Annotated in this window: 13 protein-coding genes and 1 pseudogene; 8 read left to right on the top strand and 6 right to left on the bottom strand. The window is 58.1% G+C overall.

What is annotated here, in order from left to right:
• Positions 1-110 precede the first annotated feature (110 nt).
• A complete protein-coding gene (locus tag MESS2_RS00710) occupies positions 111-1,928 on the bottom strand; it encodes a site-specific DNA-methyltransferase (RefSeq protein ID WP_008872096.1) in 1,818 nt (605 codons plus the stop codon).
• A gap of 319 nt (positions 1,929-2,247) precedes the next feature.
• On the opposite strand from MESS2_RS00710, the gene MESS2_RS30130 reads away from it, so the two are divergent.
• Both MESS2_RS30130 and MESS2_RS00700 read left to right on the top strand, forming a co-directional pair.
• Complete coding sequence (locus MESS2_RS30130) at positions 2,248-3,096, top strand: ion channel (protein WP_008872095.1); 849 nt, start codon at positions 2,248-2,250, stop codon at positions 3,094-3,096.
• Positions 3,097-4,189: 1,093 nt separating this feature from the next.
• Positions 4,190-4,471: a S46 family peptidase gene (locus MESS2_RS00700; RefSeq protein ID WP_008872093.1), complete on the top strand. Its 282-nt coding sequence runs from the start codon at positions 4,190-4,192 to the stop codon at positions 4,469-4,471.
• 150 nt (positions 4,472-4,621) lie between these two features.
• Here the strand turns inward: MESS2_RS00700 and MESS2_RS00695 are convergent, their stop codons facing one another.
• The 3 genes from MESS2_RS00695 to MESS2_RS00685 all read right to left on the bottom strand — a co-directional run bounded on the left by MESS2_RS00695 (position 4,622) and on the right by MESS2_RS00685 (position 7,746).
• A complete protein-coding gene (locus MESS2_RS00695) occupies positions 4,622-5,494 on the bottom strand; it encodes an isocitrate lyase/phosphoenolpyruvate mutase family protein (RefSeq protein WP_008872092.1) in 873 nt (290 codons plus the stop codon).
• Entirely contained in the window at positions 5,469-6,653 is a 1,185-nt protein-coding gene (locus tag MESS2_RS00690; protein ID WP_008872091.1) for a pyridoxal phosphate-dependent aminotransferase, read from the bottom strand. The genes MESS2_RS00695 and MESS2_RS00690 overlap by 26 nt, the downstream gene beginning before the upstream one ends.
• 181 nt (positions 6,654-6,834) lie before the next feature.
• The gene (locus tag MESS2_RS00685; RefSeq protein ID WP_008872090.1) at positions 6,835-7,746 is read right to left on the bottom strand and encodes a LysR family transcriptional regulator; all 912 of its coding nucleotides are present in this window, start codon (positions 7,744-7,746) and stop codon (positions 6,835-6,837) included.
• Positions 7,747-7,914: 168 nt separating this feature from the next.
• Here MESS2_RS00685 and MESS2_RS00680 point away from each other — a divergent pair, with 168 nt between their 5' ends.
• From MESS2_RS00680 to MESS2_RS00655, 5 genes are all read left to right on the top strand, one after another.
• Positions 7,915-9,090 carry an ABC transporter ATP-binding protein gene (locus MESS2_RS00680; RefSeq protein ID WP_008872089.1) on the top strand — a complete coding sequence of 392 codons (1,176 nt, stop codon included), beginning with the start codon at positions 7,915-7,917 and terminating at the stop codon, positions 9,088-9,090.
• Positions 9,091-9,182: 92 nt separating this feature from the next.
• Positions 9,183-10,043, top strand: a complete 861-nt coding sequence (locus MESS2_RS00675) for a carbohydrate ABC transporter permease (protein ID WP_008872088.1) — start codon at positions 9,183-9,185, stop codon at positions 10,041-10,043.
• On the top strand, positions 10,040-10,876 hold the full coding sequence (locus MESS2_RS00670) for a carbohydrate ABC transporter permease (RefSeq protein WP_008872087.1): 837 nt from the start codon (positions 10,040-10,042) through the stop codon (positions 10,874-10,876). Before MESS2_RS00675 ends, MESS2_RS00670 begins: the two co-directional genes overlap by 4 nt.
• 359 nt (positions 10,877-11,235) lie before the next feature.
• The gene (locus MESS2_RS00660) at positions 11,236-11,697 is read left to right on the top strand and encodes a Rid family hydrolase (protein ID WP_051069005.1); all 462 of its coding nucleotides are present in this window, start codon (positions 11,236-11,238) and stop codon (positions 11,695-11,697) included.
• Positions 11,698-11,858: 161 nt separating this feature from the next.
• Entirely contained in the window at positions 11,859-13,109 is a 1,251-nt protein-coding gene (locus MESS2_RS00655; protein WP_008872084.1) for an NAD(P)/FAD-dependent oxidoreductase, read from the top strand.
• A gap of 239 nt (positions 13,110-13,348) precedes the next feature.
• Here MESS2_RS00655 and MESS2_RS33175 read toward each other — a convergent pair.
• Positions 13,349-13,581, bottom strand: a pseudogene (locus tag MESS2_RS33175) (IS110 family transposase); the annotation flags it as partial.
• A gap of 21 nt (positions 13,582-13,602) precedes the next feature.
• Positions 13,603-14,868: an extracellular solute-binding protein gene (locus tag MESS2_RS00650; protein WP_008872083.1), complete on the bottom strand. Its 1,266-nt coding sequence runs from the start codon at positions 14,866-14,868 to the stop codon at positions 13,603-13,605.
• A 425-nt stretch (positions 14,869-15,293) separates the two neighbouring features.
• Between MESS2_RS00650 and MESS2_RS00645 the strand changes: the two genes are divergently transcribed.
• Positions 15,294-15,590: a YciI family protein gene (locus tag MESS2_RS00645; RefSeq protein WP_008872082.1), complete on the top strand. Its 297-nt coding sequence runs from the start codon at positions 15,294-15,296 to the stop codon at positions 15,588-15,590.
• The last annotated feature ends 266 nt before the right edge of the window (positions 15,591-15,856 follow it).

Below are 15,856 nucleotides of genomic sequence, written 5' to 3'. Positions count from 1 at the left end.
AAGCGTAAATCGTGAGCGCTAGTTCGACCTAGCCAACGGTGACTTCCGCAGACCGCCACGCGTTTGAGGCGGAATTGCTCTCGCCGTTTGGCGTCTTTAGATGCTGCGCTTTATTTGGCCTTCCGCGCGTAGGCTGATCTGGTAACTTCAATATCGACCGAACGGATCGACCGATTGCCTTTACGTTTCGGAGCTTCCGCTGCGCCCTCTATCGGGAAAAGCATCTCTGTTTGACCCTCAATAAGCTTCCGGCCACGTTTGGCCGGCAGCGTAGGAGCTGAGAGCACCTCAGGGGGGTCTACCATTCCCGGCAAAAGCACGGGAACCGGGTCAAAGAGTTGCTCTGTAGTGACAATCTGAATCTTCGGAACTCGCCTGTTTGTGGGGCCGGTCTCGCCTTCCGACGCCGCCTCGCGAAGCATCGGACCTGTTGGAGGGTTGACGCAAACGAGGACCCCCAGCTCAGCCTCCTCGCGCTTCATCACAGACTTAAGTTTGTGAATTGCGTCCACGCCGACGTTCAAACCACCTTTCACCGAGATTATCGCCCGGCTGGCGTGGTCTTTTCCAAGTTGGTGATAGCGAATAATCCCGTCGATACCGCCATCCGCGCCCGGCCTGTCCTTGGGCAAGCCGTCAAGATTGAACACGGCCCATTTCTGGAATTCGAGCCAATCGCGTGCAGCGAGCGCCCTCGCATCTTCGGCATCTTCAGGTCGCCCGTAGAGAGTATAGCTACCCTTAATTCCAGGGCCGAATGCCTTCACAAGCCGCTGCTCAATGACATGTATGGCAAGGTAGGTGACATCGATTCCGATCCATCTGCGACCTAGCCGTTCGGCGGCGTGAATGGCCGTCCCGCAACCGCAGAAGGGGTCCAGGACAACGTCGTCAGGTTTCGACGACGTGCGAATAATTCTTTCGAGCAAACCAACGGGCTTTTGGGTAGGGTATCCCAGTTTTTCAGCTTCGTTGGAAAGCCACTTCACATCTTCGTCAATGCGGTCATTGTTATCAAAAAGGGCACCTTTAGTTCCAGGTTGAAACGCCCAAATATCTTGGTAGGGAACACCCTTCGTCGGATACTGCTTATATTTTGGTCTCCCGGTCTTTGAGAGAACTATAAGGTCTATCGACAATAGATAATCGAGCTGTTTTTGAACCTCGGCGTCACGCAGGTCGCTCGGTAGCATTTCCTTCAAGCTATCTGGTATCGCCCAGTGTCGTCCTCTGGGCGTCGGGTCATAGCCACGCCAAGGTTTTCCGCTATTACCCTTGCGAACCTCTGGCCCCATTATCTCATTTAGGCGATACTTCCCGCGTTTGTCCGCGAATCGAAATTCCCCATCTATGTATTCTTTGTTGTGTGGTGTGGTACCCGGACTAAATATGGTGCTTTTAGACTTGCCGTAAAACAGAATGACATCGTGGATTGGTCCATACTGTCTGCTAAGCTTATTGTGCGACCCGCCGCGTCGCCAAATTACTTCGCTGCGAAAATTCCGTGGATCGAATATCGCATCGAGCAATACCTTGAGATAATGGCTCGCAGTCGGATCGCAGTGGAGGTAGAGCGACCCGCTTGGCTTTAAGACGCGCCGCATTTCAATCAAGCGCACAGCCATCATTGCAAGGTATGCCATCATGTCACTGCCGGCGAATACCCTTTGAAAGGCGTCAAGCAAAGCACCGGCTTCAAAATGGCGCGCCGCCGTCTCGTCCAATGCCCTTTGCGCATCTCTACCCCAAGTCCATGTATCTTCGAACGCATGCGATTGGGCTTTGGAGGCACCTCCGTGTTTCGTGCCGTAGAGGACGTTGTAATTCGCGTTCGAATTGAAAGGCGGATCCAAGTAGATCAAATCGACACACTCCGCTGGCATCGCCCGCAGCACGTCTAGATTATTGCCAAAATGAAGTTCATTCATAGCGTAATCCCCGACAACAGAGTTGCAGGATGCGGTTAAATATTTGGAAATTTGGGTTATGTTTACGAATTAGGCGGTTTTTAACCGTGTGAATCAGCTCGCTCGGGCTATTGCCAATCGCCGGCAAGGTGAGGAGAATCTAGTTTGGAGCGATTCTCATAGGTGGTCGCGGTGGTCGGGCGCAACAAGGCAAAACAGATGACGGTCAGCAATCGCGTGGCAGGTTGGCGCGGTGCAGCAGCCCTAGCGAAACTGAGACAAAGATTTTGACTACGGGCGGCCCAAGCCTTAGTCTTGTCTCCAAGGCCCGGAAGCATATGTGGATCCATTCTTTAAGCTGAAGGGGCAGACGGCCGAGTTCGTCGATAGTCGGTCGTTCTTTGCCGTCTTGAATGATCCGACTCGCACCACGATCCAAGACAGCCAACACAACCCTGACCAACTCGTCTCAACGGCATTCCCGCGTCTTCGGCGGATACGCGACAAGACATTTCGGAACTTCAGTTTCGCCAACACGGAAATCAAGGAACTCGAGTTTCAGAACTGCACCTTCGAAGGCTGCTTGTTCATGGGTACCATCTTCTCGAACTGTCGATTCACTGATTGCCGCTTCATCAACTGCAACGTCCATCGATTCGAGTTGCGGAATGTCTATGTGAACCCGCGGGCATTTTCCAAATGCATTCCCAGCAAGAATTATGCGAACATAGGTGTACACCTCTTTCAGGAGCTGTTGCGAAACAGCCGCATGCAGGCCCAGCCCGACTACGCTGACGTAGCTCAGTTCATGTTTCGCCGTTGGCAGCGCTACCTCAATTGGGATGAAGGGTTCCCGCTACACCGGCGGCCTGCTAAGACGTCGGCTGTCGTGGGTTCATGGATGTTCGAGTTCTTTTTGGGCTCTGGGGTAAGGCTGCGGAACCTCGCCTGCACGACCATTGGCCTCATGGTTGCCTTGTCATTGATGCATTGGGAGTTGCGAGATTCGCTTGGCCTCACCAGCAGTGGTGCCAAGGTGCAGACCATTATCGACGCATTCTATTTTACGTCTGTGACTCTCACCACCTTGGGCTACGGTGACATCACACCCGGCTGCCGGCGGCGGGCCGCTTATTCGAACTGTGGCGACTCTTCTGCAATCCTCAGACTATCCGAAACTGCGCGGTAGGGGCGGCTTGGTGCAACCCGATACTTATTCATCCATCGACACCTCGCAACGCAGCTTTCTCCTGATCCGCCTTTCTTGCAGCGGATGGTCCACGATGTGTCGACACCGAAAACAATCACCTTATTTCGGATGTCCGCTTTACCACGCGGGGCATCAAAGGCGGCTAGTCCGCTTCCGTGAACCATTCCAGAACAAGAGACTGTACGATCGCTCATGACGCGAGGTGCCTCAAGGCGAGCCGCAAACCAAAGCCACAGAGGGATGATGTTCACGCTTCGTGCTTCGAAAGTCGCATAATTGGCAGTGGGGAACGGGGCTGAGCAGTTCCTGAACCGCCCGGCGCCTATCCAGCGGCGATAATAATTCAATTCAGATGTTCGCAGATCGGTCGCTCCACTTCCCGATCGGCGAACGCCAGCAAGGAAATGCATCAGATCCCTGGTCTTCGGCGTTTACCGCTAGGTGCGCAGACGCAGACGTTTGCAACTGCCAGGAAAGGCTTTCACCGGTAGCAGTCGGTCACGCACACGACCCAGATACAGCACGGAAACAGCAGCGAGCCCGCCGCGTGAAGAGCTTGGGACGCCGATCGGTTCGAACCCACTGCTCCGGCATAGTCTGCCGCGTTATGCTCACGATTGTCGCTAAGCGCCGAGGGGATTTTCGGCCGGGGGAACTCCGGGCATTCCTCGCACCCTCGCCCTCGCGCAACACCGCATGCCTAACAGAAACGATAGCACGCACTCTCACAATTAATGGCCAGGCGACGGCCGTTCGGCAGCGGGGTTCCTCGCAAGCGGGGACGAGGGTGTCGGGTCTACTACCAAATGTCGGAGGTCGGACATGGAAGGCAGCTTACCATTTAGGTCATTGAAAGCTTTATTCCTTTGGCACGATTAGTGCAACGGATGATCCGCAAACGTTGCACGGAACCGATACAATTTGAGGGGAGCGTCATCCAGATTTTTGCGTTCACCGTCCACTCAGTCTTCACCCAGTGGCAGCCGCGCAGGCGCTGGCGGACGCCGGCCAGCCCGATAGCCCATCGATCCAGTCGGCGGAGAACAGTAGACAGAATGGGAGAGACACCAGTATGAACTGCGAATGTGAAATGGTTGCTCGGGTAAGCGCCATCGCCTTGCTCTGGACGGCCACCGCTGCATCGGCGAACGAAGGCATGTGGATGCCGGCCCAGACTGCGGAAGTGGGCGCGGCCGTGCGCGCGGATGGGCTCCAGATCGATCCCGCGCAGCTGAGCCGACTGGACGCTGCCCCGCTCAACGCGATCGTATCACTGGGCGGATGCTCCGCCTCCTTCGTCAGCCCGCAAGGATTGGTCGCGACCAATCATCACTGCGTGTTCCTGTCCAGTTGATAGATGGCACAGCAGTCATAGGTCAAACCTAAAACCCACTGGTATAACGTAAATGGCGAAACTCAAATGGGGACGCGCCTTCGGGCATGCAGGAATCTCACACGACATGGATTGATTGCTCCATCCGCGCTTCCCCTTCCGCAAGTCCGCTTACCGCAGGAAACGTTTCTCGTCCGCCTGGGTCTTCTCCATGCCCTGAAGCCGGAAGATTTCCTCGACGGGGACGATATCCTTGTGGACGTTCTGCACGCCACCATCGGCGATGATGCGGCGGAAGGTGTCCTGCATGGCGGTCGTGGCGGCGCGGATGCCGTAGTTCCCGTAGATGACCATGCGGATATTGCCGAGCGCCTGGATGAGGGGCGCGTCGAGCTCCGGATAGGCATTCGGCACGATGGTGAGCGGCACATCGCCATCCCAGGCGCGCGCGAAGCTTTCAATCTCGGACGGATCCTTTTTCTTGGAATGAATCAGGATCATATCCGCCCCGGCTTGCGTATAAGCCTTGGCGCGTGCGAGAGCTTCCTCCTCACCGAGACCGGCGATCAAGGCCTCGGTGCGGGCGATGACGAGGAAGTCAGGATCGGTGCGGGTGCTGATGGCCGCCTCGATCTTGCCCCGGAATTCCGCGACCGGGAGCAATTCCTGGCGTCCGCCCGCGGCGAGGCTGGTGACCTTCGGGAAGGTCTTGTCCTCGATAACGACGGCCGAGGCGCCGGCGTGCTCATATTCGGAGATGGCATGGATCACATTGATCGCATTGCCGTAGCCGGTGTCGATATCGGCGACGATCGGCAGCGACGACCGGCCGGCGATCGCACGCAGCATGTCGAGGTGCTGCGTCATCGAGATGAGGCTCATGTCCGGCAGACCGTAAAGGGCGGAGAGCTCGAAGCCTGAGGCCCAGATCCCGTCGAAACCGGCTTCCTCGGCCAACACGGCCGAAAGCGGGCTGTGGGCTGCCATGATATGGACGAGGCCGCGTTCGGCTATACGGTCACGCAGCTGCTTCGCTTTGCTCATGGGTTTTCTTGCTTTCGGAAAGGGCGGTGCAGGCGGCGAGAATGCGGCCGCAGGCGCGCTTCAACTCGTCCTCTGATGCGGCATAGGAAATGCGAATATAGGGTGAGGCCATGAAGCCGCTGCCGGGCACCACGGCGACACCGAACTGCTCCAGCAGATACATGGCGAAGTCCATGTCGCTCTCGATCACCTTGCCCGTGGCGGTCACCTTGCCAATGACGCCGGCGCAGGAGACGAAAACATAGAAGGCGCCGTCGGGCACGCGGCAGCTCAGGCCCTCGGCCAGATTGATCTGCTCGAGGACGAGATCGCGTCGTTTGCGGAAGGCGGACACGAACTCGGCGATGTAGTCCTGGTTGCCGCCGATGGCCTCGATCGCCGCATATTGGGAGATCGAGCTGGTATGCGACGAGGTCTGGCCCTCGATCGTGTTCATCGCCTTGATGAGGTCTTTGGGGCCGGCGCCATAACCGAGGCGCCAGCCGGTCATGGCGCTGGACTTGGATACGCCGTTAACCGTCAGCACCCGGTCGATGAGGTCCGGCGCGGCCTCTGCCATCGTCGCGAAGGGCATGTCATAGACGAGTTTTTCGTAGATGTCGTCGGACAGGACGTGGACTTCGGGATGCCGGCGCAGGACTTCAGCCAGGCCGGCCAGATCGGCCTTGGAATAGACAGTGCCCGTTGGATTGTTAGGCGAATTCAGCATCAGCCATTTGGTGCGCGGCGTGATCGTCGCCTCCAGATCCTCCGGCTTCAGCTTGAAACCCGACTCCTCAGGGCAGGGGACCAGCACCGGCTCGCCGCCGGCGAGCCGCACCATGTCAGGGTAGGAGACCCAGCAGGGCGTGGGGATGATGACTTCGTCCCCCGCGTCCAGGCTGGCGAAGAGCGCGTTGAAGACCACCTGCTTGGCGCCACAGCCGACGGTGATCTGGTCTATGTCGTAGCCGAGGCCGTTGTCGCGTGAGAGTTTCTCTCGGATTGCCTCGCGCAGAGGCTTGACGCCGGCGACCGGCGTATAGCGCGTCTTTCCCTCGAGGATGGCGGCGACGCCGGCTTTCTGGACAGCCTCGGGCGTGTCGAAATCCGGTTCACCCTGGCTTAGCGTGACGATATCGACACCTTGTTCGCGCAAGGCGGTCGCCTTGGCAGTCATCGCTTTTGTCTGTGAGGGACGGACGGCCTGCAGTCTTTTGGCGAGTAAGGGCAATGGACTTTCCTCAAGGCGAGGGAGTTTATGCCTAGAGTTAGATGAGGCGTCCTTCGCTCGCCAGTTTTGGCATCGCGGAAGGCGGCCGAAATGATCGCGTTTTGCGATGCATCATTGCCGCCAGCACCTATTTCCCGGTGTTCTCCTCCTCGGTCTTTTTCCGGCAGAGCCGGGTAAGCCAACGGCAGAAGGCTCGGGCGAGATCCGGATTGCCGCTGCGGTCGACCGCATAGGCCCGGTATTGCATGCCGCTCGGCGCACGCGAGCTGGGAAACACTTCCAGGAGGCCTTGCCTGATCAGATCCGCAACGACGATATGGGGCGTCACCAGCAAGGTCTGGCCGGTCGTGACCGCCGGCAAGGCCAGATAATGGTGGTCGTAGCGTGCCCCCGAGATGATGTCCGACGTCTTCAGATCCATGCCGCGAAGCCAAGTCGGCAGGATGTCCGGCCGCGAGGTGACGGCAATCACCGGTGTGGTGCGCAGCGCCTCTAAGCCGCGACCGGCGACACAGTCCGGCGCGCCGACGCAAACGAGCTGCTCGTCGTAGAAATCCCAGCGATCTCCAGGTTCGGTCAGCGTCAGGTCCCGGGTCAGAAGCACGTCGAAGCTGTCGGTTGAGGCGGGGGCCGACAGGGTGCTGATGACGTCGACCGTGACGCCGCCCATTTCCTTCGAGAAGTCGCGCAGATTGGGGATAAGCAGCGTATAAGCGAAGGTCGAGAGCGACGTCCTCACGACAAGCCGGTTGGCATCTTTCCCGTCACCGCGGCGCATTCGCTTTGCCGTAAAGAAGATCGTGTCGAGCGGCTCGGCAACGGCATCGGCGAACAGCCGCCCGAAATCCGTCAACTGACTCTGGCGTCCGTACCGTTCGAGCAGCTTGGCGCCGAGATACTTTTCCAATACCGCGAGGTGGCGGCTCACCGAGCTTTGGGTGATGCCAAGGGTTTTGGAGGCCCGGGTGACGCTGTTGTCCCGTGCGACCTGCACGAAAGCCCGAACAGCGTTGAGCGAAAGGTCCTTTTCCTCGGTCAAGTCTCACCCCTTGCGCACGCGCGGCAACCATCCGGATTCGCCGGTTTCCTATCGCAATATTCGATATATGTCACGCATCTGTAACAAAAGGCTTTGATCATCTGCCGCGATAACAGTTCAGTAAGGTGGTGGTTTTCCGCTGCGCTCGGCTGAAAGAGGTAAAGCACCATGGCGGCCATAACCATCGAAAAAATAGAAAAATCCTTCGGCGCCACGCCTGTGCTGCGTGATGTGTCGCTCGATATCGCCGACGGCGAGTTCGTGACGCTGCTTGGTCCTTCGGGCTGCGGGAAGTCGACGCTGCTGCGCATCCTCGCGGGTCTGGAGGTGCAGACCGGCGGCTCGATCGCGATCGGTGAGCGTGTCGTCGATGGCGTGCGGCCGAAGCGGCGCGACGTGGCGATGGTGTTCCAGTCCTATGCGCTCTACCCGCACATGACGGTGCAGGAGAACATGGCCGTACCGCTCAGGATGCGCCGGCTGTCTTCGATACAGCGCCTGCCGCTAATCGGGCGTTTCCTGCCGGGAACGAAGGCGGTTGGCGCGGAGATCGAAAAGGACGTGATGCGCACCGCCAAGGCGCTCGGCATCGGGCACCTTCTGGGGCGCAAGCCGGGCCAACTTTCCGGCGGCCAGCGTCAGCGGGTCGCGGTCGGCCGCGCCATGGTACGCCAGCCGGCCGTCTTCCTGATGGATGAGCCGCTGTCCAACCTGGACGCCAAGCTTCGCGTCCAGATGCGCGCCGAGATCAAGGAATTGCACGACCGCCTAGGCGTCACGTTCGTCTATGTGACCCATGACCAATCCGAGGCCATGACCATGTCCGACCGGGTCGCGGTCATGCTCGATGGCGAGCTTCTGCAGGTCGCCTCGCCGCGGGAGATCTATGCCGATCCCGACGATCGGCGCGTCGCAGAATTCATCGGCTCGCCAAAAATCAACATGCTCGAGGCACGCGTGCGCGATAATGGGCTGGCCGAGATCGCGGGTACGAGCTTCGCCATACCTGGCGATATCACTCCAGGGATCAGCCTTGCTCTCGGGATCCGGCCCGAAGCCTTCCACCTCGTCGAGGCCGGCGGCGATAACATTCTGACCGGCGCCGTCCGGATGATCGAGCACATGGGCTCCGACCTATACGTCCACCTCGCCGTTCCGGGAACCGAGCATCCCGTCATCGCCCGCCTGCTTGCCGAGCGCGCGCCGCAGATCGCGTCCGGCCAGACGCTGCATCTCGGCGTCAAACCGGAAAGGCTGCTGCTGTTTGCCGCCGATGGGCACCGTCTGCGTCCTCACGACCATGCAAGCGCGACCGTGCTGCGGATGAAGGAGCGCGTGCAGTGAGCATCGCCCCTTCAGCCACTGGGGAAGCGGTTACATCCTCAACTGATCGCCGCGCTTCCCAAAAGGCGCTGCGCCGTCACCGGACCATTGAGATGCTTGCCGCGGGGTCGCTCGCTGGCCCGGCGTTCCTGCTTCTCATTGTCCTGTTCTTCTTGCCGGTCTTCGCCGTCTTTGCCATCGCGCTCACCGATTGGCAGTTCGGGGCGAGTTCGCTCTCCTTTGTCGGGCTTGCAAATTTCCGCGAAGTCTTCGCTGACGAGAGTTTCCGCGCCTCGCTGGTCAACACGATCGTCTATGTCGCGATCGTCGTGCCGGGTACGATCGTCCTTGGCCTTGCGATTGCGCTGCTGATCGAGAGCGGCAAGTCCTTCCGCGCCTTCTACCGCGCCATCCATTTCCTGCCCTATATGGCGACGCTCACTGCCATGGCGATCGCCTGGGAGGCGCTACTTCACCCGACCATCGGCCTCGTCAACCAGACGCTTGCCGGTCTCGACCTACCGACCGCCAACTGGCTGCGCGATGAGAACACCGTGCTGCCGGTGCTGGCCGTCATCGGCATCTGGCAGAATCTCGGTTTCGCCATGGTGCTGTTTCTTGCGGGGCTGAAGTCGATCCCACAGGATCTCTATGACGCCGCCGATATCGATGGCGCGGATGTGTGGCTTGACCGTCTGCGGACCGTCACCCTGCCGATGCTGGGGCCGGTCACCATGTTCGTCTTCATCGTCGTGGCGCTCAAGGCTTTTGAGACCTTCGATACCGTCCAGGTCCTGACCCAGGGCGGACCGGGTCACGCCTCGGAGATGCTCCTCTACACGCTTTACCGAGAGAGCTTCGAGTATCTGCGCACCGGCTATGGCGCCTCGGTCGCCGCCGTCTTCTTGCTTATCGTCGTCGCGCTGACCCTCATCCAGGCCCGCGTCTTGGATAAAAAGGTTCACTACCAATGAGCGCTCACCGCCTTGCACCTCCATCAGCTATTCTTCGCCATGCCGTTCTGCTGATCACCGGCGCGCTGATCCTCATCCCCTTCGTCTGGATGGTCTCGCTCTCAATCAAGCCCCCGGGCGAGATCTTCCGGGCCTCCTTCAGCTTTTGGCCGGAGCAGTTCTACGGGATCGAGAACTACACCAAGGCGCTGACGAACTCGCCGCTGCCGCGCTACATGCTCAACGGCGTTATCGTCTGTGCGATGATCCTGGCGCTGCAGATAATCGTCTGCGCTCCGGCCGCCTATGCACTGGCCAAGCTCGACTTCCCGGGCCGCAACCTGCTGTTCGCAATGGTCCTGATCGCGCTGATCCTGCCGCATGAGGTTCTGTCCCTGCCGCTGTTCGTCCTGGGCTATCAGGTCGGCATTCTCAACACCTATGCAGCGCTGATCTTCCCGTACGTCGTCTCGCCCTTCGGCATCTTCCTGTTCCGGCAGTTTTTCAAGACCATTCCCGACGACGTCATCCACGCCGCTCGCCTCGACGGTCTGTCGGAACTGGCGATCGTTTGGCGGATCATGGTGCCGATGGCGCTGCCTGCAATCATCGCCTTCGGCATCTTCTCCATCGTCTCGCATTGGAACAGCCTGTTCTGGCCGCTGATCGCGGTGCGCGACCAGTCTCTCATGCCGCCGCCGCTCGGCATCATGGTCTTCAAGAACGGGGAGGCCGGCAACGACTACGGCCCGCTCATGGCCGCCTCTACCCTCGTGGTCGCCCCCCTCATCATCGCGTTCCTCTCCGCCCAGCGCTGGTTCGTCGAAGGGCTGACCGGAGGGGCCGTCAAGTGAGACGCGCAAGCGCTCTCAATACATGTTCAACCGCCACGAAGGGCTGTCAAACTGTGAACACTCTTACTCGTCGTTCCGACAGGCATTTGAAAGACCCGAAAAAGCAGAACGCAGCTTGGGAATTCATCAGGTTCCTGGCGAGCCCTGAAATTCAGACAGTCGTCGTGATGGCGCGGGCGCGGTTCCGATCGATCCGAGTGCCTTTCGGGACGATCGGTGTCTGGGTAAGTTTTATCGGGAGCCTTCGCCAGGTTGCTACGCTCAAGGCGCAGCCGGATTCAACCTAAAAGTGATCAGCAAAGATGTTCGGTTGCTTCCTCCCAAGAGTTAATCGTCGCGGCTAGGTGCAGAATTAGCCCGTGGCGCAGAACGAGCCACGGAACAAGCATCACATCATCGCAAGTTTCGTGGTCGGCTGCTCGTCGATCGCCAACGAGAATTGGAGCATTCAAATGGAAATACAGCGTCTTCCTGGTAAGGCACTCGGCCGAACTGCCGGCTCGGCTTTCGGATCTGTTGTCTTCATTGCAACAGTTGCTCATGATCGAAACGCTGATCTGGTTCTTCAAAGCTCGGATTTGCTGTCTCGCCTCGAGGAACAGCTTGGCGCGCTTGGCAGCGACAAGAGCTGCATACTTTCGGCGACCGTCTATCTCGCCGATATGTCGCGGAAAAGCGAATTCGATCAGATTTGGATTGAATGGGTAGGCGAGGATCAGCGCCATTGGCCGCAACGCGCCTGCGTCGGTGCAGTCCTGGCAGAGCAGACGGCGGTGGAGATCTCCGTCATAGCGGTGCGTCGCGACGAGATCTCAGCCTGAAAGCGATAATGAGGTAATCCGTGTCTGATGTATTTGCCAGAGGCGGGCCTTCGACCGAAAAATTGCGGAACACCCCAATGCGGGGCAGGCTTTTCGACGAACCGGTTTGTCGGAAAGCCATGACATCTGCCAGGGCCGCCGGGAAAGATAGTGATTAGAGAATGCCTCATGTAGCGGTAATTGGTGCCGGCGTAATCGGCGTTATGTCTGCGTATTCGCTCCTTCACTCAGGGTACACCGTCACCCTCATTGATCCCGCTGAACCGGGAAGTGCCAGAGCATCGAGTTTCGGGAACGGCGGATGGCTCAGTTCAAGTCTGGTTTTGCCTGGCGCCATGCCGGGACTTTGGAAACAGGTCCCGAAGTTCCTTCTCGATCCAAAGGGGCCTTTGACCATTGACAAATGGCGGCTTCCGAAGCTTGCGCCATGGCTGTTACGCTTTCTTTGGAATGGCGCAACCGAAAGCCGTGTACGACCCACGGCTGTTGCGCTCAGCTCCATGGTTGGAAGCTGCCCGAACCTTCATCAAGAGGTTGCCCGGCAGATCGGCGCACCGTATCTTGTTGAGGCGAGTGGACTCCTTTACCTCTACCGCAGTCGAGAAGCATATGCGCGCGAGATACTCCCCTGGGCGCTTCGTCGAGAGGTGGGAGCAACATGGACAGAGCTTGACGAGCAGGAGCTGCGGTTCAGGGAACCGAATGCGCCGGACGGATATCGGTTTGGCGTGCTCGTTGACGGAGGCCATGCGCTTGATCCTGCCCTGTTCGTTGCGGAAGTGGCGAAATTCCTGTTCGCCAATGGTGTTCGCTACGTGAAAGCCAATGCACTCGATTTCGTCTTCGATGTCGGCCGGCTCACGGCCGTGAAGACTGATCATGGTCAGGCTGAATGCGATAAGGCCGTGATTTCGGCGGGTGCGTGGTCCTCCAAACTCGCGGCCTTGGTTGGTGACAGGATTCCGATGGAAGCGGAGCGGGGTCATCACATCATCATTTCTGGGGAAGGCCCAGATCTTCGACACCCGCTCCTGCTCACGGATCGGAAGATTACCGTGAGGAAGGTTGCTTCCGGCACCAAGAGCACCGGACAAGTGGATTTTTCCGGCTTGGATGCGCCAGCAAACCCCTTGCGCTTTAAGGTCCTTCACGAGTTGGTGACCGAGGCGTTTCCGCTCTTAGGTGAAGGACCGGAGCGGCATGTATCAACGTGGATGGGGCGCCGCCCGTCTTTGCCCGATGGGAAACCCGCTATTGGCCGAAGCAGACGTTCGGCTGATGTTATTCATGCATTCGGCCACGGCCACATCGGATTTGCCTCTGCTCCCGAGACGGCTCGTCTCGTGACGCGGCTGATACGCAAAGCTTCCGAAGAGGAAAATGCGGCATTCTCTCCGCAGCGCTTCGCCTGAGGGAGATTGTCGCCTAATCGCGCGTCCTCGATCAAGCCCCTTTTTGACATTGTTCAATCGACGGCCGGTGATCGGTCGACCGGACGACGCATTGAGACGCAGGATATTGTGCGAAGCGCTGTTTCGTGTTGCGCGGCTGATTGGGTTTGCCGAGAGCACGGTTGTCTGCGCGGTCGATACTTGATCGAACGGCTAGCGACCTAAATCATCGCAATTCTCCTTATAATGTCCCTACGGTTTCAGGCTATCACGCTGGCGGACCTATGAAAGATTTCGTCGGTTGTCAGCATTCTGTGCATTATGACGGATAGCTTGCGCGCCAGAGCAACTGCTGCTCGTTGAAAGCCTGCCCTCTCTAAGTTTCATCCCCTCAGGTACGAAGCGAGCTGTCAGCATCGGCGCGGGTCAGGATCACCGCAGCAGCCTCACAAAGGACGCCCCGCGGATGACTATCTCCGCGCCGCGGGATATGGTGAATGGCGGCGCAACCTTCTCAGGGAAGAAGCTTCTTAACGTCCGCGGACATTGCCGAGAGCTCCTCGTTCACGTCGCCCCGATTAATCGCGACGTTCCGAAGATGATCGCGGATGACGTCTACAATTCTGGCGGCATTATCTCCTGGAAACGTGTACCAGCCGGTGACGAACGGAAGCGCCTCAATTGATGCGCGCTGGTTCGGGTTGTTCGCATAGAGTGGACCCAAGAATTCCGGCTTCTGCACCGCAATAGTGTTGACAGGCGACGTTCCGGTTATCTCTACCAGACGGGTCTGTACTGTAGGGCTGACCATCAGTTTCATGAAATCCCATGCAAGCTTCTGCTTCTTCGGGTCTTTTGTCAGCATTATCATGCTGCGGCCGCCGATAGGAATGCGAGAATCCTCCGACGAAAGGGGCCAACGCATGGCCTTGATTTTGAAATGCCCTGCAGACTTTTTCTCAAACGTTGCGAGATAGCTGTTGGCCTGGGTCAGGATGCCGATCTGACCGGCGCCGAACGCCTGGAAGACCTGATCCTGAGACATATCCACCATTCCAGTTTCGCCGAGCCGACGAATAATGCTGAAGGCTTTCCGTCCCTCGGGACCATCAAACGCGATGGTGCGATCGTCGCTCATCAAGCGGCCGCCCTGGCCTGTCATCAGTGCCTGAAACGTCCAGTTGCCGGCCGTGTTGTAGTCGAAGAACGCGCCGGTAATGTTGTCTCCGAGTCCATGAATTTTGTTGGCAAGCGCGATGATGCCTTCCCAGTCCCGAGGCAAATTATTCGGGTCGCCACCGGCGCGGCGTACCAGATCGAGATTGAAGAACAACGTTGGCGTGCCGCTTTCAAACGGCAAAGCGTAAGTCTTGCCGCCCACTTTCCCTGCATCCATCGAAGCCGACGTCAGTCCATTAGACTTCCAGTCGTCTTCTGCAGCAATGAACTCGTCGAGCGGGATGGCAATGCCTTTTCGAGCCAATGTGGCAATCTGATCGTATCCTTGGAAAGATACATCCTGAAGGCCCCCGGTAACCGCCAGGCGCAACGTACGGGCAAGATGCTCGCCGTGGCTGGCCACGGGCGTCATGAACGAAATCTTCACGCTCGGGTGATCTTTTTCAAACTGACGACCGGCTTCCTCGAGAACGGGCTGATACGCCGGGTTGGAAAAGGACACGCTGAGCGTTTGGTCATCGGCGCTATATGCGGATCCGGCGGCCATAAACCCAGGTACGAGAATACCCGCAAGCGCGAGCAACGGAACTGCAAGTTTCATGTAAGATGTCCTAAGTTGGGGTTGTCGAGATTCCATCGGCCGTGTCGCGTGGCCCTCGATGTTCAGATTGGATGCAACAGCAAGCTCAGCCGCCACGGCAGCATTCGCCGTCTGGCTCTCCCAAGGAGATGTAACACCTGAATGACAAATATCGCAAAAAACGATCATATTGATCTCATTGCGCGATGTTTATCGGGTGATCTTGGGCTGTGGGAAGCGTGCATAAGGGCCCTAGAGAGAAAATCATACCGTCGCAAAGTTGTCGAAGTTAAGTGTTTTCCATCGCAAAATTCGATGTCCTTCGTATATTTGCAATACTTTGTTGGCCGAATGGTCTATCTATGACGAAGTAGGATTCGTGAGCTCCCGTGCTCAGTGGCATTTTCTAGGACCTGCTTAATAACGCGATCAGGAGACTACCAAGAATGAGGCTCGTCGCCATTTTCAAAGACGCCACCGGGGCTGAGTGGATCCGAGAGCGCCACAGCGATGAACACCTTGCGTTTCTCGAAACGAACAAGGACAAGATTGCGATAGGCGGTTCGCTGCGGCAGTATCCAGGCGCGACACCCTATGGCGGACTGTGGGTTTTCAACGTAAGTGCAAAAGAAGAAGCCGTCGCCCTTATCGAAGCCGATCCATACTATCGCCTCGGACTACGCGCCGGATACGAACTGTTACTGTGGGGAAAGCCAGAATTCTTTGGCGTTGTGGAGCTCTAGGTCCATGTTGATAAGGTGTGGGATAGCCCCTTACTGTCGGGACAGTTGCGAAGGCTACACATGATCTCTTTGTCTTGTCGCTGCGTGCGCAATTTAGCAAAACTGTAGAACCCCGTTGAGCATGCGCTCGAGGTGACTACGATCTTTGTAGGCGCGGTAATCGCGGGTCGGTAGGTTTTCTTGATATCGCGACCAAACAGCCGTGCACTTCCATGGAACGGAAGCTCGTTGTCTCGACTGGAGCGCTATCAAAGGCTACGCTAGGG

The organism is Mesorhizobium metallidurans STM 2683 (genome assembly GCF_000350085.1).
GTDB classification, from domain to species: Bacteria; Pseudomonadota; Alphaproteobacteria; order Rhizobiales; family Rhizobiaceae; genus Mesorhizobium; species Mesorhizobium metallidurans.
Note: the sequence above shows the minus strand (reverse complement) of the source record. Positions and strands in the feature narration are given on the sequence as shown.